Here is an 18,773-nt window from a genome sequence, read left to right as displayed (position 1 = left end):
ATGGAAGTTATTCTGCTCGAGAAAGTAGCAAACCTTGGCTCCCTGGGTGACAAGGTAAAGGTTAAGGCCGGTTACGGTCGTAATTTCCTGCTGCCGTATGGCAAGGCTGTTCCTGCCACGGCTGCAAACGTACAGGCGTTCGAAGAGCGTCGTGCCGAGCTGGAAAAAGCTGCCGCTGAGAAGCTGGCTGCTGCCCAGGCCCGTGCCGAGGCCCTGGAAGGTGCGTCCTTCACCATCAGCTCCAAGGCTGGTGAAGAAGGCAAGCTGTTCGGTTCTATCGGTGTTCGTGACATCGCAGAAGCTGTTTCTGCCGGTGGCACTGAAGTCGAGAAGAGCGAAGTTCGTCTGCCGGAAGGTCCGCTCCGGACTGTCGGCGAGTTCGACATCGAACTGCAGCTGCACACTGATGTTGAAGTTACTATCAAGCTGGCGGTTGTTGCCGAGTAATCGGTAGCCGCTACAGGTAGCTTCAAAGGAGCTGAAACCCCGGGTTTCAGTTTCCCCAGACGGGCCCGAACCGGAGACGGTTTCGGGCCCGTTGCTTTCTGGTATTCTTGTACTCCCGTATTCCCATTTCAATGTTGTCGGTATTTATGGCCAATCCCACTCTGAAACCTGCGTCGATGGATCCCGAAACCAGCCGGATCAAGGTTCCCCCTCATTCGGTAGAGGCAGAACAGGCTGTTCTCGGTGGTTTGATGCTGGATAACCGCCGTTTTGACGAAATCTCCGAAGTTATTTCTGCCTCCGACTTTTACCGGCAGGATCATCGGCTGATCTTCGGTGCGGTGGAACGGCTGGCCAGCGAAAGCGAGCCGCTGGATGTGGTTACCCTGGCCGAGTTCCTGGAGCGGGCCGGCGACATTGAAGATGCCGGCGGCTTGTCGTACCTGGCCGAGCTGGCCGAGAAAACCCCGGGCGCGGCAAATATTCGCGCCTACGCTGACATTGTCCGCGAGCGTTCGATCCTGAGGAAACTGGTGGAAGTTTCCGGCCAGATTTCCGACTCGGCCTTTAACCCGCAGGGTCGCAAAAGCAGCGAGATTCTGGACGAAGCCGAGCGCAGCGTGTTCCAGATTGCAGAATCCCGCAGCAAGGAGGGCTCTGGTCCCAAGGCCATCAACCCGATCCTGGCCACCACCCTGAGCCGTATTGAAGAGTTGTTCGAATCCGGCGAGCAGACCACCGGCCTGACCACCGGTTTCCGGGACCTGGACGACCAGACCTCCGGTATGCAGCCGGCAGACCTGATTATCGTGGCGGGGCGGCCCTCGATGGGTAAGACCACCTTCGCCATGAACATTGTTGAAAACGCACTGATCAGCACCGGTACTCCCATCCTGGTGTTCAGTATGGAAATGCCCGCCGATGCACTGGCCATGCGTATGCTGTCTTCACTGGGCCGGATCGACCAGACTAAGGTACGAAGCGGCAAGCTGGAAGAAGACGACTGGCCGCGGTTGACCTCGGCGGTCAGCCTGCTGAAAGACAAGCCCCTGTACATAGACGACACCCCGGGCCTGAGCCCCACGGAAATGCGTTCCCGTGCGCGCCGTATTGCACGGGAAAACGGCGGCAAGATCGGCTTGATCATGGTCGACTACCTGCAGCTGATGCGGGTGCCCGGTAACACCGAGGGCCGTACCGCCGAGATCTCGGAAATTTCCCGTTCCCTGAAAGGCATAGCCAAGGAGCTGAGCTGCCCGGTGGTTGCACTGTCGCAGCTGAACCGGAGCCTGGAGCAGCGGCCCAACAAGCGCCCGGTGAACTCGGACTTGCGGGAATCCGGTGCGATCGAGCAGGACGCCGACGTCATCATGTTTGTATACCGGGACGAGGTGTACAACGAAGACACCCAGGATAAAGGCATTGCCGAGATCATCATCGGTAAGCAGCGGAACGGCCCCATCGGCACCATTCGCCTGGCGTTTATCGGCAAGTACACCAAGTTTGAGGACCTCGCCCACGGGGATTACGGTGACTACGGTGGTGATTACTGATGCCACGCCCCACCGTTGCCCGTATCGACCTTGAGGCGATCAGGTTCAACTATCGCCTGGCTCAGCAGAAAGCCGGCAATGCCCGGGCCATGGCTGTGGTCAAGGCCGACGGTTATGGCCATGGCATCCAGGCGGTGGCCGGTGCCCTGGACGGGCTGGCCGAGAAATACGCTGTGGCTTGCCTTGAAGAAGCGGAAGCCATCCGTGAGGCGGGCCTGCAGCAACCTGTGGTGTTGTTGCAGGGCGCGCATGAAGCAAGAGACCTGGCCCGTTGTGCAGCCATGGACTTCGAGCCGGTGTTGCACTGCCGGCAGCAGCTGGGCTGGCTGTCTGAAGCCTCGGTGCCGAGCTTCTGGCTGAAGGTAAATACCGGTATGAACCGGCTGGGTTTCCGGCCCCGGGAGTTACCGGAGGTGGTGGCCGGCCTGGAGTCCATGGGCGGCCGAGCCCGGTTACAGGGCTTTGTCACCCACTTTGCCTGTGCGGATGACCTGGCCAGTGATTTCACCGGGCAGCAAACCCGCAGCTTTGAAGCGGCTGTCGCGCCCTGGCCGGATCTGATGCGCAGTGTCGGTAACTCGGCGGCCCATTTCCGGCCCAACCAACCCCTCTACGAATGGAGCCGGCCTGGCATCATGCTGTACGGCGCCTCGCCAATGATTGGTAAAACCGGACTGGATCTCGGGCTGAAACCGGCCATGACCCTGGAGGCACCGCTGATCACCACCCGCACCGTGCGTGCCGGTGAAGCCATTGGCTATGGGTGCACCTTTACAGCAGACCGGGACACCCGCATGGGCATGGTGGCGATCGGTTACGGCGACGGCTACCCGCGCCATGCGGGCACGGGAACGCCGGCGGCCATCAATGGCCAGCGCATACGGCTGCTGGGCCGGGTTTCCATGGATATGCTGGCGGTGGACCTGGGCAATGCGCCTCAGGCCCGTGAAGGGGACAGGGTGGAGCTTTGGGGCCCGACCGTCAGCGTGGATGAGGTGGCGGAATGTGCCGGCACCATCGGCTATGAGTTACTGACCGGGGTTTCTGCTAGGGTGCCTCGGGTTCATGAATGATCTCCTCGATGAAATCGAGAATCGCCGCCAGGCTACGGTCATCCAGTTTTTTCAGAACCTTGTGAATCACCATCTTGCTGCCTTTGAGCATGCTGCTGATGCCCATCCTGGCCATGCCCATCATCATGCTGCCGGCTTTCAGGCGGCGCAGCGGTTCGATGAAGAAGAAATCCAGCCCGGCTTCGGTCAGCTCGTTGATCAGGTCGTACAGCTGTTCAATAGCCTGCTTGTCGGCCTTGCCGCGGCTTTTCAGCTCGCTTACTGTGTACAGCGCGCGGGTACGGAGTTCATCGGGAATCGGGGCAACAATATGGCTCTGTTGTTTCAGCATAGGGCTTCCTGTTGTTGTATGCTCGCAAGTGAGACTTCAATTAACACCGGCGTTTCAGGTTGCAGGCATAGTGCAGCAACCCTCCGCTCCGGCCATTGGCCTGAGTGGTTCCCGACAGGCGTCATATCAGTGATATTCCGGAGGCGTTGATTCCGCGTGCATGTACTTGTTGTTCACGACTACGGCCCACTGGGGAAAGTGCTCCTGGAGCGCTTGCGCAAAACCCATCTGCGGGTGAGCCCTTTGCTGGTCAGCGACCCGGCCAACGCCGACCTGAAAGCCCTGGAAAGCTGGATTCCGGAAGATGCAGACCTGATTGTGAATGCGCTCTGGCTGGCTGACCCGGAGAAGGCCGAAGCCAACCGGGAAGCGGCCCATGAGGTGGCCTTTTCGCTGCCCCTGTGCCTGGCCGAGCACGCCCGGGACCGAGGCATGGCTCTGCTGCAGTTGTCTTCCTGCTACGTGTTTGACGGCCGCAAACAGGGTGCTTACATAGCGTCTAACCCGGGCCAGCCAATCAACGAGCTGGGCCGCTGGCAGTGGGAGTGTGAACAGGCGCTGCGTACACTGCTGCCCCGGCACATCCTGCTGCGTACCGGTTGGAGCCTGGGCCGCTTTATCCGCAAGCTGTACGAAAGCACGGGGCGCGCAGACACCTTGTCGCTGCCCGGCCGCTGCCAGGGCCAGCCGGTGGCAGTCCAGGACCTTGCCCGGGTGATAAGTGCGATTGTGCTGCAACTGGATTGCGGTGCCGAAGTCTGGGGCACCTATCAGTATGCCGGTTCCGAAGAGATCAACCTGTATGAGCTGGGGCTGGCGATCGCCGGTATGCCCGGTATTCCGGAAGACATTCGCGTGGTGGACGAACTGCCAGAGTGGGGACACCTGGAGCCGGTAAACACCACCATGGTGTGCAGCAAGATCAAGAACACGTTCGGTATCAAGCAGCTGCCCTGGCGCACATGGCTAAATGAAGAGGTTGCCATGATCAAGGGTACGGGTAGTATCGACGAAAAAGCTGAAGAGAAGACCGAGCCGACGGACCTGTAATCCGCCGGCCAGTGATATTCAGAAAGGAGTCAGGGTGGTTACTGACAGCCCTGGCGGGCGAAGTCACGGGTAACCAGCTGCAGGGCTTCTACATCCAGCAGTTCTACTTCACGGCCACGGGCACGGATAATGCCCTGGTTCTGGAAGCGGGTGAACACCCGGCTAACGGTTTCTACTGCCAGGCCCAGGAAGTTGGCAATGTCGTTCCGTGCCATGGGCAGGCTGAAGTTGGTCGGCGACATGCGACGGCGACGGAAGCGGCTGGACAGTGACAGCAGCAGGGCGGCAATGCGCTCTTCTGCGGTGTTCTTGCTCAGCAACATGGCCAACTGGTGGCTGTTCTGGATTTCCTGGCTCAGCAAGTGGTACATATGATGCTGAAGCTCGGGCAGTTTGCCGGTGAGCTCTTCCAGCTTTTCGATCGGGAACTCGCACACACTGGTGCGTTCCAGGGCCTTGGCCGTGCAGGCGTAGGTGTCGCTGCTCATGCTGTCGAGCCCGACCAGCTCGCCAGGCATAAAGAAGCCGGTCACCTGCTCGTCACCGCCTTCGGTAATGATAGAGGTCTTCACCGACCCGCTCTTCACCGCAAAGCAGGACCGCATCGGGGTGCTCTGGTCAAAGATGTGCTCGCCCCGGTTGTAGATTTTGCCCTGCTGGACAATATCTTCGAGCCGCTCGAGATCGTTCTCTTCAACGGCAAGGGGAAGGCAGAGGTTGCTCAGGCTACACTGCTGGCATGAGGCTTTGAGCGGAGACACTTGGTGGAGATGAATTGCCTGGGCCATAGTTGATAAACCATCCGGGTTGATCCAAATCAAGCATAGCAGAATGGTAGCCTGATATGTAAGTGTTGAACAGCGAACGATCGATTCAGCGTTTCTTTCGTTTCCGCTGTTCGGCTTTGATGGCTTTTTCCTTCGCTTCCTGCTCTTCCTTGATACGCGCTGCTGCCAGTTCCTGTTCAACCATGTCCGGTGTTTCCAGGGAAATCTGCCCCAGTGTGCCGGCCCGGAATTCGTTCAGCAACACCTCGGAAACCTTGTGCAGGTCCGGTACGCCGCCGCGGCCCAGGAAGCGCCGCTTTTCCGCAATCGCGTCCATCAGCGCCAGCCCGTCCCGTGGCTTCTGGTCTAGGCCGTAGCGGGCCATGACCAGCTCCGGGTAGGCCTGCACCAGGTAGTCGGCTTCGAACATCGCAACATCTTCAAAATCCAGTACCGCGCTTCGGATGGCGCCGGTGACTGCCAGCCGGTAGCCGCACTGCTCCGGTGACAGCTTGGGCCAGAGAAAGCCCGGGGTGTCGTACAGCAGCACGTTATCCGGCAGCTTGATGGCTTGCTGGGCCCGGGTAACCGCCGGCTCGTTACCGGTCTTGGCGGCAGGGCGCCCGGCCAGGGTGTTGATCAGCGTAGACTTGCCCACGTTGGGGATGCCCAGAATCATCACCCGCAGGGCGCTTTTCTCCCGGTTGTGGTTCGGGGTCATTTCCTCCGCCAGCTTCAGGATGCCCAGGGCTTCCTGGCGCTGGTTGTGGGTGAGGGTGATGGCCCGCACTCCGCGTTCTTTTTCAATCCAGGCCAGCCATTGTTCGGTGATTGCCGGGTCTGCCAGGTCTCGCTTGTTCAAAACCTTGATCAGCGGCGTGTCGCCACGCAGCGACGGCACCAGCGGGTTCTCGCTGCTGAACGGGATTCTGGCGTCTACCACCTCGATGATCAGGTCCATCTGGGGCATGACCTGTTTGATCTCCTTGCGAGCCTTGTGCATATGCCCGGGAAACCAGTTAATCGCCATCGGTGTTGCTCCGCCTGTTGCTGAAAGGCGCCATTATGCAGGGGAATGACTAAACTTTCACATTTATCGGAAGCCCCGTGATGTCTGGGCTGGCAACGGTTTTTCTGTGTGCTGTGTACAGAATGACGGGATATCGGGATGAAATCCGGTGTGTGATTGTTTTAGGGTGTGGGGTCTCAAACGTTAAGCCAATAAACGGCGGCTTTGACAGTGGCCGTCTGCGATGGAGAAAATTATGCAGCAAGTTGTGAAATTTATCGGTTCCGCACTGATTGCCCTGAGCCTGTCGGCCACCGCATTCGCCCAGCAGCCCGGCCAGCCGGACCAGGTTGCCCAGCTTGCAGAAATGGTGGGGCTGTCTGACGACCAGCAGAGCGAAATCCGCGGCATTATTGATGACATGCAGGGCGAGATCGGCGAGTTGCGCCAGAGTGCCCAGAACCTGCAACAGAAGCTGCAGGGTGAAATCAAGCCGGACTACAACGAATCCGCCATCCGCGACAACGCCGAAGAGCTGGGTGATGTGACCGGTGAAATTGCCGCGCTTTCCGCACTGATGCAAGCAAAAGTGGATGCCGTTTTCACCGAGGAACAGCGCGCAGAGCTGGACCGCCAGATGCAGGAAATGCAGCGTCAGATGCAGCAACAGCGTCAGATGATGCAGCCGGGCCAGTAAGTTCGCCCCGTCGTTACACTGCCCGCGTCTGCCGATGCTGCAGGTGCGGGTTGTTTTCTCTCCGGTTACCCCCTTTGCCACTCCGCCTTTTCCCCGTAATTCCTTCTGCACAAAAGCCTTGACCGGTCTATAAGTTTATTTCACGGTTAGAAGTATTCTGTGTAATCCAAATAATGCATTTGATCCTATACTTTTCGTAATGCTCGAAAGGGCTCGCAAGAAGCCCTGTAAAACTCACTCATAACATGGATGGACTCTATGGCTTCAGATACGAAAGCTATCCGTTCCACTATCCTCGTACCGGTCTTTATTCCGGCCGTTGTTGTTGCGCTGTTGCTGGTGATCGGAACCATCAGCAACCCCGAGCTGGCAGGGGAAGCGTTCAGCGCAACTCTGGCCTGGATTACCGATACCTTCGGCTGGTTCTACATGCTGTCGGTTGCGATCTTCCTGGTGTTTATTGTCTCTGTGGGTGCATCCAAGTGGGGCAATATCAAACTGGGGCCGGACCACGCGGAAGCCCAGTACTCCTTCCCGGAATGGTTTGCCATGCTGTTCTCGGCCGGCTACGGTATCGCGCTGCTGTTCTTTGGCGTGGCCGAGCCTGTGCTGCATTACGCCACGCCGCCTGCCGGCGCTGCTGAAACCGTCGATGCGGCCAAGCAGGCCATGCAGATAGCTTTTTTCCACTGGGGCTTTCATATCTGGGCCATCTACGGCCTGGTAGGCCTGGTGCTGGCGTACTTTGCCTTCCGCCATGGTCTGCCGCTGTCTATCCGCTCCGCGCTCTACCCGCTGATTGGTGAGAAGATCTACGGCCCCATCGGCCATGCAGTGGATATCTTCGCCATTCTGGGCACCATGTTCGGTATTGCCACTACGCTGGGGCTGTCGGTTACCCAGATCAACGCAGGCATCAACTATCTCTGGCCGGAAGTTCCCATCAGTACCACGGTTCAGATCATTGCCATTGCGGTAATTACCGCGGCGGCGACCGTGTCTGTGGTAGCGGGTATGGATAAGGGTGTAAAGCGTCTGTCCATTCTCAATATGGTGCTGGCGGTTTCCCTGATGCTGTTTGTGTTTGTGGTAGGGCCCACCATCCACATCCTGGAAACCTTCCTGCAGAACACCGGTAGCTACCTGAGTGGTATTGTCGAGCGTACCTTCAACCTGCAGGCCTACACTCGCAGTGACTGGATTGGTAACTGGACACTGTTTATCTTCGGCTGGACCATTGCCTGGGCGCCGTTCGTGGGCATGTTTATCGCCAAGATCAGCCGCGGCCGTACCATCCGCCAGTTTGTGTTCGGTGTGATGCTGGTGCCGTCGGTGTTCACTTTCCTGTGGTTCTCGGTATTCGGCGACACCGCCCTGAACCTGATCATGAATGAAGGCCTGAATACCCTGATCACGGACGTGCAGGATGACCACGCGGTTGCCCTGTTCAAACTGTTCGACGTGCTGCCCTGGTCGTTCTTTATTTCCCTGCTGACGGTGCTGCTGATCATCACCTTCTTTGTCACCTCGTCTGACTCCGGCTCTCTGGTGATTGACTCCCTGGCTTCCGGTGGCGTGATCAACACCCCGGCATGGCAACGGGTGTTCTGGGCCGTGCTGGAAGGTGCGGTTGCAGCGGTGCTGTTGTTGGCAGGCGGGCTGAGCGCCTTGCAGACCATGACCATTGCCAGCGCCCTGCCGTTTGCCATCATCATGCTGATTGCCGCCGTTGGTATGTGGCGGGCGCTGGTGATCGAAGGGCATCGTGAAACCAGCCTGCAGGCGCATATGATGAGCAACCGGCACATGACCGGCTCCCAATGGAAGCATCGCCTGGCGGCGATTGTGGAATTCCCGGGCAAGCACGAAGTGGAAATGTTCATCAAGAACACTGCCATGAATGCCATGCGGGAAGTGGAGCAGGAACTGAAGGCCAAAGGCTGGGATGCAACCGCCGAGTTCGATGCCGAGAACCTGCGTTCGCACCTGCAGGTGCACCGTGAGCACCATGTCGACTTCATCTACGATGTGCGGCTGACCGAGCACCCGATGCCGGGCTTTGTCTACGGCGAGCTCAAGCGTGACCCGGATGAGCCGGAAGCCTATTACCGGGCGGAGGTCTATCTGCGCCGGGGCGGTCGTTCCTACGACGTGTTCGGCTACGATGAGCATGACATCATCAAGGACATTCTCGACCAGTTCGAGAACTACCTGCACTTCCTCAATATCTCACCGGGCAAGCTGCCGTGGGATATGAATGAGCATGATGACATGATCAATACCCCGGAAGACCCGGAGCCAGGCAAGGCCTGATCCGGTAACCGCAAAAACCCCGCCCGAGCCATGCTCCGGCGGGGTTTTTCGTTATGGGGCAGGGAATGGCTTGAACAGGACAATCAGCCGGGGCAGCAGGGTCAGGGCACCGAGCAGGGCCATGAACATGGCAAAGCCGGTGAACAGGCCGAAGTAGATGGTGGGAATAAAGTTCGACAGCACCAAAATCGAGAACCCGGAGATGATGGTCAGCGAGGTAAAGAACATGGCCTGGCCGATGCTGCGATGGCAGCGGTGCATGGTGGCCAGGTAGTCACCGTCTTTGGCGAACTCGGTTTTGAACCGGTGAATGTAATGAATGGTGTCATCCACGGCGATGCCGACGGTAATGGCGGCCACGGTAATGGTCATCATATCCAGCGGAATGCCGAGCCAGCCCATCAGGCCCAGTACCGAGCCGGCGGCAATCAGGTTGGGTGCCATGCCGATCAGGGCCAGCTTTACCGAGCGGAACAACAGCAGGAACATAGCCAGGATGGCGCCAAACACGACACCGATGGTTTTGATCTGCGAATCGAACAGGCTTTGCAGCATGTTGTTGTACATCACCGTCATGCCTGAAAGCAGGATACGGTCTTTGTCGTAACCCAGCTCGGTGGTCAGGTGGCTGCGGATTCTGTCCAGGAGCTCCTGCCGGCGCAGTTCCGGTAAGGTTTCCAGTATGCGGATGCTGAACCGGGCCTGGTCGTGCTCTTCGGAAATATAGGGGGTGAGCAGGATGTCCTGTAAGTCCTCTGGCACGGCAGCCGGTACAAACGCCAGTTGCAGGGCATCCAGCGGTTCACCGCCGTTTACCTGTGCCAGCAGGTCCAGCGTTGTACTGATCGACAATACCTTGCCGGTTTCCGGCAGGCTGTGCAGGTAGTCGTGTACCGCGCCCAGGTCCCGCATTTTCTGGTAGGTGTACCAGGTGTCCCGGTATTCCTCGTCGCCGCAATCGTCCAGGAACGGATCGCAGTCGCTGGCAAAGGGATCGTCGCCGGGGTTCTCGGGTGCCGGTTCATCGGTAATCACCACATCCAGCGGGGTCGTGCCGCCCAGCCGGTCGTCGATGGTGATCATGCCCTGGTGAATCTCGGTAGAGGATTTGAAGTAATCGATAAAGCTGTTTTCCACCGTCAGCCGGTTCAGGCCGATCACACACAGCACAGCGATGATTGCCGAGCCGACCAGGACGGTGCCGCCGAAATGCTCGGTAAAGCGGGCAAAGGCATCGGTGAAGGGCACCTTGTTTGACGTTACGCGGTTATCCAGCGGTGGTGGCAGCAGGCTGAGCAGGGCGGGGAAGACCAGGAAGGTGATCAGGAACGCCACGGTAAGGCCGAGGGTCATCATCCAGCCGAAGTCGATCACCGGGCGGATGCCGCTGAAGGTGAGTGAGCCGAAGGCCACGATGGTGGTCACCGCCATGTAAAAACAGGGTTTGATCATGGCCATGATGGTGCGGCGCAGGACATCCCGGGGCGCGGCACCTGGTTCGTCGTGCTGGAATTCCCGGTAGCGCACAATCAGGTGGATGGTGAGCGACAGGGTCATGATCAGCAGCAGCGAAATAAAGTTGGAGGAAATCACGGTGACCGGCCACTGGGCCCAACCCAGAAAACCGATCATCAGCCACACGGTAAAGCCACAGCACAACAGTGGCACCAGTACCCATCGCCACTGGCGGAAAATAATCGCGAGGGTCAGTAACAGGAAGGCCAGTACGCCCAGGCCAAAGGTCGACAGATCGCTTTCGATAAAGCGAATCATGTCGGCGACAATCATCGGTACGCCACCCAGGTGGATGCTGGCGTGTTCCCGGTAGTTGTCCAGAATGCTGCGCACCTGCCCAATGGTGGCATCCCGCTCGGCACCCAGCTGTTCGGTGTAGTCGATGAACTGCCGGCTGACCTGTTCCAGTTGCTGCTGGTCTTCGGCACTGGCATTGCCGCTGCTGGCTTTGTCTCGCAGTTCGTTGCGGCGGTTCAGTAGCTCAAAATAGCGTTCCGGTGTCGGCAGGTTCACCTGGATGGCGGTGGTACGGGCGTCTTCGCTGAGCAACAGGTTCGGGTACATGGGGTTGTCGAGCATGGCCTGGCGGGCGGTTTGGGGCGCCACATCGTGGTCGTCCAGGGTTTTGATTTCACTGTCGACGGTATCGAGGGTCAGGTCCGGGCTGTGCAGCAGGGGTACGTTAAGAATGCTGTTGGTAGAGCCGACCGCCTCCAGGGCCTGGAGTTCGTCTCTCAGTGCTGCCAGCCGTTGCAGGCCGGTTTCACTGAACAGGTCTTCCCGGGGGGAATAGGTCACCACCAGGAAGTCGTCAGAGGTAGTGAATATCCGGTTTACCTGCCGGTACTCTTCCAGGGAACGGTCGTTTTCCAGGACCAGGGATTCGGCGGAGGCATCCAGCCGGAACTGATCAAAGCGCAGGGCTGCCAGGGCCAGGATGGCACCGAACAGGATCAGCACAATCCAGGGGTGGGGGAGGATAAAACGGTCGTACAGGGCGCCGAGGCGATTCATGGCTTACTACTCTGCTGAAAAAACGAGTGCAGAGTGTGCCACAAACCCGGGCCGACTGTGACCTCCGGCCCGGGAATCTGTGAACGGATCAGTCGACGGCTTTCACCGGGATCTGCATGGCGTTGGAGGCGGGCACTTCCGGCACGGCCAGCCCCAGGTTGTTCTTGTCGAACACCCGGTCAGCGCGGTAGCTGGAACGCACCATGGGGCCGGAGGGCACTTCCATAAAGCCCTTTTCGAGGCCGATTTCACGGTAGCGGTTGAACTCTTCCGGAGTCACATAGCGTTCCACCGGCAGGTGGTTCGGGGTGGGGCGCAGGTACTGGCCGATGGTGAGGATGTCTACGCCGATGGCGCGCAGGTCATCCATGGTTTCCAGGATTTCTTCTTCGGTTTCACCCAGACCGACCATCAGGCTGGTCTTGGTGAGCACGTCTGGCCGGTGTTTCTTGGCATGGGCCAGTACGCTCAGGGTTTTCTCATAACCGGCGCGGGGGTCGCGCACGCGGGTGGTCAGGCGCTTGACGGTTTCGACGTTCTGGGCGAATACATCCAGGCCGGAATCCACGACTTTTTCCACATCGCTCATCACCGCATCAAAGTCCGGAGTCAGGGCTTCAACGGCCACTTCCGGGGTGCTCTGTTTGATGGCAGATACGCAGGCGGCGTAGTGAGCGGCGCCGCCGTCGTCCAGGTCATCCCGGTCGACCGAGGTCAGTACGATGTAACGCAGGCCCATCAGCTCAACAGACTTGGCGGTGTTCTCCGGCTCTTCCGGGTCCAGCCAGCCTTTCGGGTTGCCGGTATCCACTGCGCAGAATTTGCAGGCGCGGGTACACACAGAACCCATCACCATGATGGTGGCCGTGCCGTTGGTCCAGCATTCACCGATATTGGGGCAGTGGGATTCCTGGCACACGGTGCTCAGGCGATGTTCCGAGACATTGCGGCGCACCGCGTCATAGCGCTCGCCACCGGGCATGCGCGCCCGCAGCCATTTCGGCTTGCGCTCCAGGGGCTTGTCTTCCGTGTTTGAAGAGGAACGTTTTACGCCGTCCTTGATGGCGGAAAAGCCGTGTTCGTTACGGAATTTGGAACCACTGGTAATGCGGGACTTTGCGCTGTCGCTCATGGGGCCGGAAACTCTCGGGTCAACGTATGGAGAACCTTAAAGAGTAATCCTGCGGCAGGGCAGTTACAAGGCGGGTAGGGGGAATCACGGGGTAACCGGGCACGACATTGGTCGTACCCGGTTGATCAATGTCAGGCCTGGGATTTGTCCAGGGCCTGGGTGATGTCGGCAATGATGTCTTCAACGTCTTCAATGCCGATAGACAGGCGCACCAGGTCTTCACTGACACCCGCACTCTTGAGCTCGTCAGCGTTGAGCTGGCGGTGAGTGGTGGTAGCCGGGTGGCAAGCCAGAGACTTGGCATCGCCGATGTTCACCAGGCGCAGGATCAGGCCCAGGGCGTCGATGAATTTGGCGCCGGCTTCACGACCGCCTTTGATGCCGAAACTCAGAATGCCGGAAGCCTTGCCGCCACAGATTTTGTCGCAGGTGGCCTTGTAAGGGCTGTTGGCCAGAGTTGCATAGTTCACCCATTCAACGGCCGGGTGATCCTGCAAGAATTGCGCAACTTTTTCGGTGTTTTCGCAGTGACGTTCCATGCGCAGTGCCAGAGTTTCCAGACCCTGCATAATCAGGAACGAGTTGAATGGCGACAGGGCGGAGCCGGTGTTGCGCAGAGGCACGACACGGCAGCGGCCGATAAAGGCAGCTGCGCCCAGAGCTTCGGTGTAAACCACTCCGTGGTAGGAGGGGTCCGGCTGGTTCATCATCGGGAATTTATCGGCGTTGGCTTTCCAGTCGAACTTGCCGGAATCCACTACGATACCAGCCACCGTGGTGCCGTGACCGCCGATGTACTTGGTCAGCGAGTGAATGACGATATCTGCGCCATGCTCGAATGGACGGCACAGGAAGGGCGTGGCTACAGTGTTATCAACAATCAGCGGAATGCCGTGCCTGTGGGCGATTTCGGCCCATTTCTGAATATCCACCACGTTGCCGGCGGGGTTGCCGATGGATTCGCAGAACAGGGCGCGGGTCTGGTCATCAATGGCGTTTTCGACAGCCTCAAAATCATCGTGGCGCACCATCTTGCACTCAATGCCCTGATTGGGCAGTGAGTGGGCAAACAGGTTGTAAGTGCCGCCGTATACCTGGCTGGTGCTGACGATGTTATTGCCCACCTTGCAGATGGTCTGCAGAGCGTAGGTAATTGCGGCCATGCCGGATGCTACTGCCAGTGCGCCAACGCCACCCTCCAGCGCGGTCATGCGCTCTTCCAGTACATTGTTGGTCGGGTTCATGATGCGGGTGTAAATGTTGCCCTGAACTTTCAGATCAAACAGATCGGCACCGTGCTGGGTGTCATCAAAGGTGTAGGACGTGGTCTGGTAAATAGGAGTGGTAGCGGCCTTGGTGGTCGGGTCGCTCTTGAAGCCGGCGTGCAGCGCGAGAGTTGCTGGTTTCATCACAACGTTCCTTGCGGGTGGATTGTTCATTATTGGTTTGAGAAACCGAGTATGCCACAGGCAATGGAACCCTCGCACAGTTTCAAACGTTATAGGCGTATAAGAAGTATATGGTTTAATGAAAATTCACTGACCCTGATAAGGAAATGCCATGAAACTGACCGTGATTCGTTCTGCCGTGATTGCCTCCAGCCTGTTGCTGGCAGGGGGCCTGGTCTCTGCTCCGGTGTATGCCCAGGCTGGCGGTAGCAACGCCCAGCATGGCGAGCAAATGATGCAAAAGGGCAAGGCGAAGGGGGAAGAAGCCAGAAACAAGGGCCAGCAGAAAGCTGAAGAAAAACGCGCCAAGAAACAGGAAGAAATGACCCGCGAGCGCGCAAAGGATATGGAAGAGCGTGGCCGTGATGAAGCGGAGCGCACCCGTGAGCAGGCCAAGGATCGCGCCGAAGCAGAAAAAGACCAGGCCGAGCGCATGCGCGAAATGCAGCAAAAACAGGAAGAGCAGGCCCGTGAACGCGCTCAGGACCAGAAAGAGCGCATGAAGGATCAGGGGCAGGGAGAATCCAATCGGGATAACACGAACCGCAAGGCTGATCCGGCCAGCAAAGGTAGCGAGCAAGGCCAGGCCAAGAAGCAGGAAAAGTCCAAGGCCTGGTGGAATTTCTGGGGCGAATAATTCCCCCTGCGTTTACGAAAAAGCCCGCAATTGCGGGCTTTTTCAGTTCAGGGCTCCGTACACCAGTGCCCGGAGGTCCTGGCGGATGGGGTAGGAGGAAGATGGCATCAGCTGGGTCATGAAGATCACCACCATGTCTTCCACAGGATCCACAAAGAAGCTGGTGCTGGCCAGCCCGCCCCAGCCGAATTCGCCTTCGGAGCCGATGGTGGCGGAACTGGCAACATCGGTTTTCACCGAAAAGCCCAGCCCGAACCCGCTGCCGGCATAGGGTGTTTCGCTGAAGCCGCCAATAGAGAGCCCCGGCAGATCCTTGCCGCCCGGCAGGTGGTTCAGGCGCATGAATTCCAGGGTCTTACGCCCGATGATGCGCTGGCCCTGATACTCGCCGCCCTGGCAGAGGGCCTGGGCGAAGCGGAAATAGTCATCAATGGTGGAGACCAGCCCACCGCCGCCGGACAGGAACTTGGGCTGCTTCAGATAACGGGAGCGCTCCGGATCGTCCTGCAGCTTCATGGTGTCTCCGGGTTGGTACAGATAGCAGGCGGCGAAACGCTCCTGCTGGTCCGGCCGCACCTGAAAGCCGGTGTCGGTCATGCCCAGTGGCTCGAAAATGTGCTCACGGAAGTACGCATCCAGTGGCTTGCAGGACAACAGCTCAACCAGGTAACCCAGTACATCGGTGGATACGGAATAGTTCCACGCGGTGCCCGGTGAGAACTCCAGTGGCAGTTCTGCAAGGCGATCCACGAGCTTGTCCAGGGTCAGGATGGAGCTGCCATCCAGTTTCAGCTGGCGATAGGCGGCATCGACTTCTGTTCGCTCGGTGAAACCGTAGGTCAGCCCGGAGGTGTGGGTCATCAGGTCCCGGATGGTCATGGTGGTGGTTGCCGGTTCAGTTTCGAAATCCGGGTAGCGGCCACCCTTGTACACCTGAAGGCTTCGCCAGGATGGGATGTACTTGTGTACCGGGTCGTTCAGCAGAAATTTGCCTTGCTCATACAGCTGCATCATGGCGATGGAGGTGATGGGCTTGGTCATGGAGTAGATGCGGAACACTGTATCCCGTTCCATGGGCAGGTTGCGTTCGACATCTCTCAGGCCCTGGGCTTCACACCAGAGAACCTTGCCATGCCGGGCCACCAGCGTGACCGCCCCCGGGATCTTGCCGGGTTGAATGTAGTTCTGGTCAAAGTGGCGGGTAATACGCTTCAGGCGATCCAGTGAAGCGCCGGAGGTGATTGATTCCTGCATGGCAACGGGCAGCCTTTTGTTCGGTTTAACGGGTCTGGTTGGCAGATGCCGGGCCGGCATCGTTATCGGGAAACACGGTATCGTAGCACCAGGTAAACACAAAGGCGTAAACCAGGTAAAACACCACAAAGGCGATATCCACGATCAGCGCCTCCAGCAGGCCGATATCGAGCCACCAGGCGATCACCGGGAGGAACGCCAGCATCAGCCCGAACTCGAAACTGATGGCATGCAGGAAGCGCAGCTTGAGGGTTTTCCGAGTGGTGCCGGTGAACCGCTTCAGGCCGTGATCAAACATCAGGTTGAAGATATAGTTCCACAGGGTGGCCATGGTGGCGCCGATGGCGGCAAGTACACCGGTTTCCCCAAGATCCAGGCCAAAGACAAAGGCGGCCAGGGGAGTTGATATGAGCAGGCCGATCACTTCAAAGGAAATGGCCTGGCGGATTCGGTCTTTTGTGGTTCGCATGGTGTTGGGAGTAAGGTAGGCGGGTCGTCCCGCGTCCTGTTCCCGGGAAGGGTGGGGTCGTCCCCAGAACTGAAAAAGCCCGGTTCTTTCGAACCGGGCTTTCAGAATACTGGTAGCAAGGGGCGGAGTCGAACCGCCGACCCCAGCATTATGAGTGCTGTGCTCTAACCAACTGAGCTACCTTGCCATTTCGCTTCAGGGCATGCCCCAAACGAGGCGCGTATTTTCGGTATTTGAGCTCAGGGTGTCAAGGCCTTGAGCCCAAAATTCCGGAAAAATTACACGTTAAAGCGGAAGTGGATAACGTCGCCGTCTTTGACGATGTATTCCTTGCCTTCCAGGCGCCACTTGCCGGCATCCTTGGCGCCGGCTTCGCCGTTGTACTGTACGAAATCGTCATAGCCGATAACTTCGGCGCGGATGAAGCCCCGCTCGAAATCGGTGTGGATAACTGCGGCGGCCTGGGGGGCGGTGGCGCCGATTTTTACGGTCCAGGCGCGGACTTCCTTAACCCCGGCGGTGAAGTAGGTCTGCAGGCCCAGCAGGCCGTAGCCGGCGCGGATGACGCGATCCAGGCCCGGCTCTTCCATGCCCATTTCATCCAGGAACATGGATTTCTCTTCGTCTTCCAGTTCCGAGATTTCTGCTTCCAGTTTGTTGCAGATAGGCACGACTACCGCATTTTCAGACTCGGCGATTTTGCGCACAGTGTCCAGGTGCGGGTTGTTCTCGAAGCCGTCTTCGTTCACGTTGGCGATGTACATGGTGGGCTTGACGGTAAGCAGGCACAGTTCACGGATCAGTGCCATCTGGTCTTTGTCCAGGCCCATGCCGCGAACGGGTTTGCCTTCGTTCAGCACCGGCAAAAGCTTTTCAAACATCTCCAGCTGGGCCTTGGCTTCCTTGTCGCCGCTCTTGGCGACGCGCTGTACTCGCTTGATCGCTTTCTCGACGGTGTCCAGGTCAGCCAGTGCCAGTTCGGTGTTGATCACTTCGATGTCCGAAGCCGGGTCTACCTTGTTGGCTACGTGAATCACGTTGCCGTCTTCAAAGCAGCGCACCACGTGGGCGATGGCGTCGGTCTGGCGGATGTTGGCCAGGAACTGGTTACCCAGGCCTTCACCCTTGGATGCACCGGCAACCAGGCCGGCGATGTCCACGAATTCCATGGTGGTGGGAACCACGCGCTCAGGCTTTACGATTTCCGCCAGCTTGGTCAGGCGGGGGTCCGGCATGGCCACTACGCCGGCGTTCGGCTCGATGGTGCAGAAGGGGAAGTTTTCCGCGCCGATGCCGGCTTTGGTCAGTGCGTTGAACAGGGTGGATTTGCCGACGTTGGGAAGGCCGACGATGCCGCAGTTAAATCCCATGGAATGCCTCTGCTGGAACTGAAAAATTTGGGCGGATTATACCGGTGTATCGGTAAGGGTGCGAGTAAGGGGTTGTGCCCCTGCTCAGGGAGCCGGTTTGAAGCTGTGCAGACGGTTCATGGCCGCAGCCAGTTTGCCGCTGGCAGCATCGGGCAGTACCCGCATCACTTCGTCGAAGACGGCATTGAGCTGCTCGGTTTCCTGCTTGCCCAGGCGGCCCAGTACATAGCCGGTTACCTTGCGGCTGTCGCCAGGATGGCCGATGCCAAGGCGTAAGCGCTGGAAGTCGTTGGTACCCAGGTGGGCAATGGTGTCCCGAAGACCGTTGTGGCCGCCGTGACCGCCGCCTTTTTTGAGCTTGGCCGTGCCGGGAGGCAGGTCGAGTTCATCGTGGGCGACAAGAATCTGTTCGGGGGGAATCTTGAAAAAGTCCGCCAGGGCTTTGATTGCGGTGCCGCTGCGGTTCATAAAGGTGCTGGGGTTCAGCAAGTGCAGGTCGAGGCCCTGCCACTGAATGCGGGCATACAGCCCGTGGTACTTCTTTTCGGGGCGCAGCGTCTGGCCCGCATCGCGGGCCAGCGCTTCGACGAACAGGGCGCCGGCGTTGTGGCGGGTATTCTCGTAGTCGGTACCGGGGTTCCCCAGTCCAACCACCATGACAATATCCTGTGCCATTCGCCTTTGCCCCCGGAGT

The 18,773-nt window shown here is 58.7% G+C and carries 17 protein-coding genes and 1 tRNA gene; 7 read left to right on the top strand and 11 right to left on the bottom strand.

Annotated features, from left to right (window positions below; all coding sequences use genetic code 11):
- The 3 genes from rplI to alr all read left to right on the top strand — a co-directional run bounded on the left by rplI (position 1) and on the right by alr (position 3,073).
- Positions 1-447, top strand: a complete 447-nt coding sequence (rplI, locus tag AQ621_RS04025) for a 50S ribosomal protein L9 (protein WP_022987835.1) — start codon at positions 1-3, stop codon at positions 445-447.
- Between the two features lie 146 nt (positions 448-593).
- Complete coding sequence (gene dnaB / locus AQ621_RS04020) at positions 594-2,000, top strand: replicative DNA helicase (RefSeq protein WP_036218876.1); 1,407 nt, start codon at positions 594-596, stop codon at positions 1,998-2,000.
- A complete protein-coding gene (alr, locus tag AQ621_RS04015) occupies positions 2,000-3,073 on the top strand; it encodes an alanine racemase (protein WP_058340368.1) in 1,074 nt (357 codons plus the stop codon). The genes dnaB and alr overlap by 1 nt, the downstream gene beginning before the upstream one ends.
- Here alr and AQ621_RS04010 read toward each other — a convergent pair.
- Positions 3,048-3,404 carry a hypothetical protein gene (locus tag AQ621_RS04010; protein WP_022987832.1) on the bottom strand — a complete coding sequence of 119 codons (357 nt, stop codon included), beginning with the start codon at positions 3,402-3,404 and terminating at the stop codon, positions 3,048-3,050. The two genes, alr and AQ621_RS04010, sit on opposite strands and share 26 nt — an antisense overlap.
- A gap of 156 nt (positions 3,405-3,560) precedes the next feature.
- Here AQ621_RS04010 and AQ621_RS04005 point away from each other — a divergent pair, with 156 nt between their 5' ends.
- Entirely contained in the window at positions 3,561-4,454 is an 894-nt protein-coding gene (locus AQ621_RS04005; protein WP_058340367.1) for an SDR family oxidoreductase, read from the top strand.
- A gap of 38 nt (positions 4,455-4,492) precedes the next feature.
- Here AQ621_RS04005 and fnr read toward each other — a convergent pair whose 3' ends face one another.
- A complete protein-coding gene (gene fnr / locus AQ621_RS04000) occupies positions 4,493-5,242 on the bottom strand; it encodes a fumarate/nitrate reduction transcriptional regulator Fnr (protein ID WP_022987830.1) in 750 nt (249 codons plus the stop codon).
- Between the two features lie 85 nt (positions 5,243-5,327).
- Positions 5,328-6,251, bottom strand: a complete 924-nt coding sequence (gene ylqF / locus AQ621_RS03995) for a ribosome biogenesis GTPase YlqF (protein ID WP_058340366.1) — start codon at positions 6,249-6,251, stop codon at positions 5,328-5,330.
- Between the two features lie 235 nt (positions 6,252-6,486).
- Here ylqF and AQ621_RS03990 point away from each other — a divergent pair, with 235 nt between their 5' ends.
- Positions 6,487-6,927 (top strand): Spy/CpxP family protein refolding chaperone, encoded by a 441-nt coding sequence (locus AQ621_RS03990; RefSeq protein WP_227508219.1) that lies wholly within the window; start codon positions 6,487-6,489, stop codon positions 6,925-6,927.
- A gap of 258 nt (positions 6,928-7,185) precedes the next feature.
- Entirely contained in the window at positions 7,186-9,240 is a 2,055-nt protein-coding gene (locus AQ621_RS03985) for a BCCT family transporter (RefSeq protein ID WP_058340364.1), read from the top strand.
- Positions 9,241-9,291: 51 nt separating this feature from the next.
- On the opposite strand, the gene AQ621_RS03980 is transcribed toward AQ621_RS03985, so the two are convergent.
- The 3 genes from AQ621_RS03980 to AQ621_RS03970 all read right to left on the bottom strand — a co-directional run bounded on the left by AQ621_RS03980 (position 9,292) and on the right by AQ621_RS03970 (position 14,310).
- Entirely contained in the window at positions 9,292-11,769 is a 2,478-nt protein-coding gene (locus AQ621_RS03980; protein ID WP_058340363.1) for an efflux RND transporter permease subunit, read from the bottom strand.
- A gap of 88 nt (positions 11,770-11,857) precedes the next feature.
- A complete protein-coding gene (lipA, locus tag AQ621_RS03975; RefSeq protein WP_058340362.1) occupies positions 11,858-12,901 on the bottom strand; it encodes a lipoyl synthase in 1,044 nt (347 codons plus the stop codon).
- Positions 12,902-13,032: 131 nt separating this feature from the next.
- Positions 13,033-14,310, bottom strand: coding sequence for an O-acetylhomoserine aminocarboxypropyltransferase/cysteine synthase family protein (locus AQ621_RS03970; protein ID WP_058340361.1), 1,278 nt, complete (start codon positions 14,308-14,310; stop codon positions 13,033-13,035).
- Between the two features lie 151 nt (positions 14,311-14,461).
- On the opposite strand from AQ621_RS03970, the gene AQ621_RS03965 reads away from it, so the two are divergent.
- Positions 14,462-14,986 (top strand): hypothetical protein, encoded by a 525-nt coding sequence (locus AQ621_RS03965; protein WP_058340360.1) that lies wholly within the window; start codon positions 14,462-14,464, stop codon positions 14,984-14,986.
- 42 nt (positions 14,987-15,028) lie between these two features.
- On the opposite strand, the gene AQ621_RS03960 is transcribed toward AQ621_RS03965, so the two are convergent.
- The 5 genes from AQ621_RS03960 to pth all read right to left on the bottom strand — a co-directional run bounded on the left by AQ621_RS03960 (position 15,029) and on the right by pth (position 18,754).
- Positions 15,029-16,240, bottom strand: a complete 1,212-nt coding sequence (locus AQ621_RS03960; RefSeq protein WP_058340359.1) for a serine hydrolase domain-containing protein — start codon at positions 16,238-16,240, stop codon at positions 15,029-15,031.
- Between the two features lie 25 nt (positions 16,241-16,265).
- On the bottom strand, positions 16,266-16,709 hold the full coding sequence (locus AQ621_RS03955; RefSeq protein ID WP_058340358.1) for a PACE efflux transporter: 444 nt from the start codon (positions 16,707-16,709) through the stop codon (positions 16,266-16,268).
- A gap of 110 nt (positions 16,710-16,819) precedes the next feature.
- A tRNA-Met gene (locus AQ621_RS03950) sits at positions 16,820-16,896 on the bottom strand.
- Positions 16,897-16,987: 91 nt separating this feature from the next.
- Positions 16,988-18,079 carry a redox-regulated ATPase YchF gene (ychF, locus tag AQ621_RS03945; protein ID WP_022987812.1) on the bottom strand — a complete coding sequence of 364 codons (1,092 nt, stop codon included), beginning with the start codon at positions 18,077-18,079 and terminating at the stop codon, positions 16,988-16,990.
- Positions 18,080-18,163: 84 nt separating this feature from the next.
- Positions 18,164-18,754 carry an aminoacyl-tRNA hydrolase gene (gene pth, locus AQ621_RS03940; protein WP_058340357.1) on the bottom strand — a complete coding sequence of 197 codons (591 nt, stop codon included), beginning with the start codon at positions 18,752-18,754 and terminating at the stop codon, positions 18,164-18,166.
- Positions 18,755-18,773 lie beyond the last annotated feature (19 nt).

This window comes from Marinobacter sp. P4B1, from assembly GCF_001447135.1.
Lineage (GTDB): Bacteria > Pseudomonadota > Gammaproteobacteria > Pseudomonadales > Oleiphilaceae > Marinobacter > Marinobacter vinifirmus.
Note: the sequence above shows the minus strand (reverse complement) of the source record. Positions and strands in the feature narration are given on the sequence as shown.

Excerpts from the sequence above, each read along its gene's own strand:
- alr (WP_058340368.1), top strand. The coding sequence starts at position 2,000 with ATGCCACGCCCCACCGTTGCCCGTATCGACCTTGAGGCGATCAGGTTC.
- AQ621_RS03960 (WP_058340359.1), bottom strand. The coding sequence starts at position 16,240 with ATGCAGGAATCAATCACCTCCGGCGCTTCACTGGATCGCCTGAAGCGT.
- ychF (WP_022987812.1), bottom strand. The coding sequence starts at position 18,079 with ATGGGATTTAACTGCGGCATCGTCGGCCTTCCCAACGTCGGCAAATCC.
- AQ621_RS03985 (WP_058340364.1), top strand. The coding sequence starts at position 7,186 with ATGGCTTCAGATACGAAAGCTATCCGTTCCACTATCCTCGTACCGGTC.
- AQ621_RS03965 (WP_058340360.1), top strand. The coding sequence starts at position 14,462 with ATGAAACTGACCGTGATTCGTTCTGCCGTGATTGCCTCCAGCCTGTTG.
- rplI (WP_022987835.1), top strand. The coding sequence starts at position 1 with ATGGAAGTTATTCTGCTCGAGAAAGTAGCAAACCTTGGCTCCCTGGGT.
- dnaB (WP_036218876.1), top strand. The coding sequence starts at position 594 with ATGGCCAATCCCACTCTGAAACCTGCGTCGATGGATCCCGAAACCAGC.
- AQ621_RS03970 (WP_058340361.1), bottom strand. The coding sequence starts at position 14,310 with ATGAAACCAGCAACTCTCGCGCTGCACGCCGGCTTCAAGAGCGACCCG.
- lipA (WP_058340362.1), bottom strand. The coding sequence starts at position 12,901 with ATGAGCGACAGCGCAAAGTCCCGCATTACCAGTGGTTCCAAATTCCGT.
- pth (WP_058340357.1), bottom strand. The coding sequence starts at position 18,754 with ATGGCACAGGATATTGTCATGGTGGTTGGACTGGGGAACCCCGGTACC.
- AQ621_RS03980 (WP_058340363.1), bottom strand. The coding sequence starts at position 11,769 with ATGAATCGCCTCGGCGCCCTGTACGACCGTTTTATCCTCCCCCACCCC.
- ylqF (WP_058340366.1), bottom strand. The coding sequence starts at position 6,251 with ATGGCGATTAACTGGTTTCCCGGGCATATGCACAAGGCTCGCAAGGAG.
- AQ621_RS04010 (WP_022987832.1), bottom strand. The coding sequence starts at position 3,404 with ATGCTGAAACAACAGAGCCATATTGTTGCCCCGATTCCCGATGAACTC.
- AQ621_RS03955 (WP_058340358.1), bottom strand. The coding sequence starts at position 16,709 with ATGCGAACCACAAAAGACCGAATCCGCCAGGCCATTTCCTTTGAAGTG.
- AQ621_RS03990 (WP_227508219.1), top strand. The coding sequence starts at position 6,487 with ATGCAGCAAGTTGTGAAATTTATCGGTTCCGCACTGATTGCCCTGAGC.
- fnr (WP_022987830.1), bottom strand. The coding sequence starts at position 5,242 with ATGGCCCAGGCAATTCATCTCCACCAAGTGTCTCCGCTCAAAGCCTCA.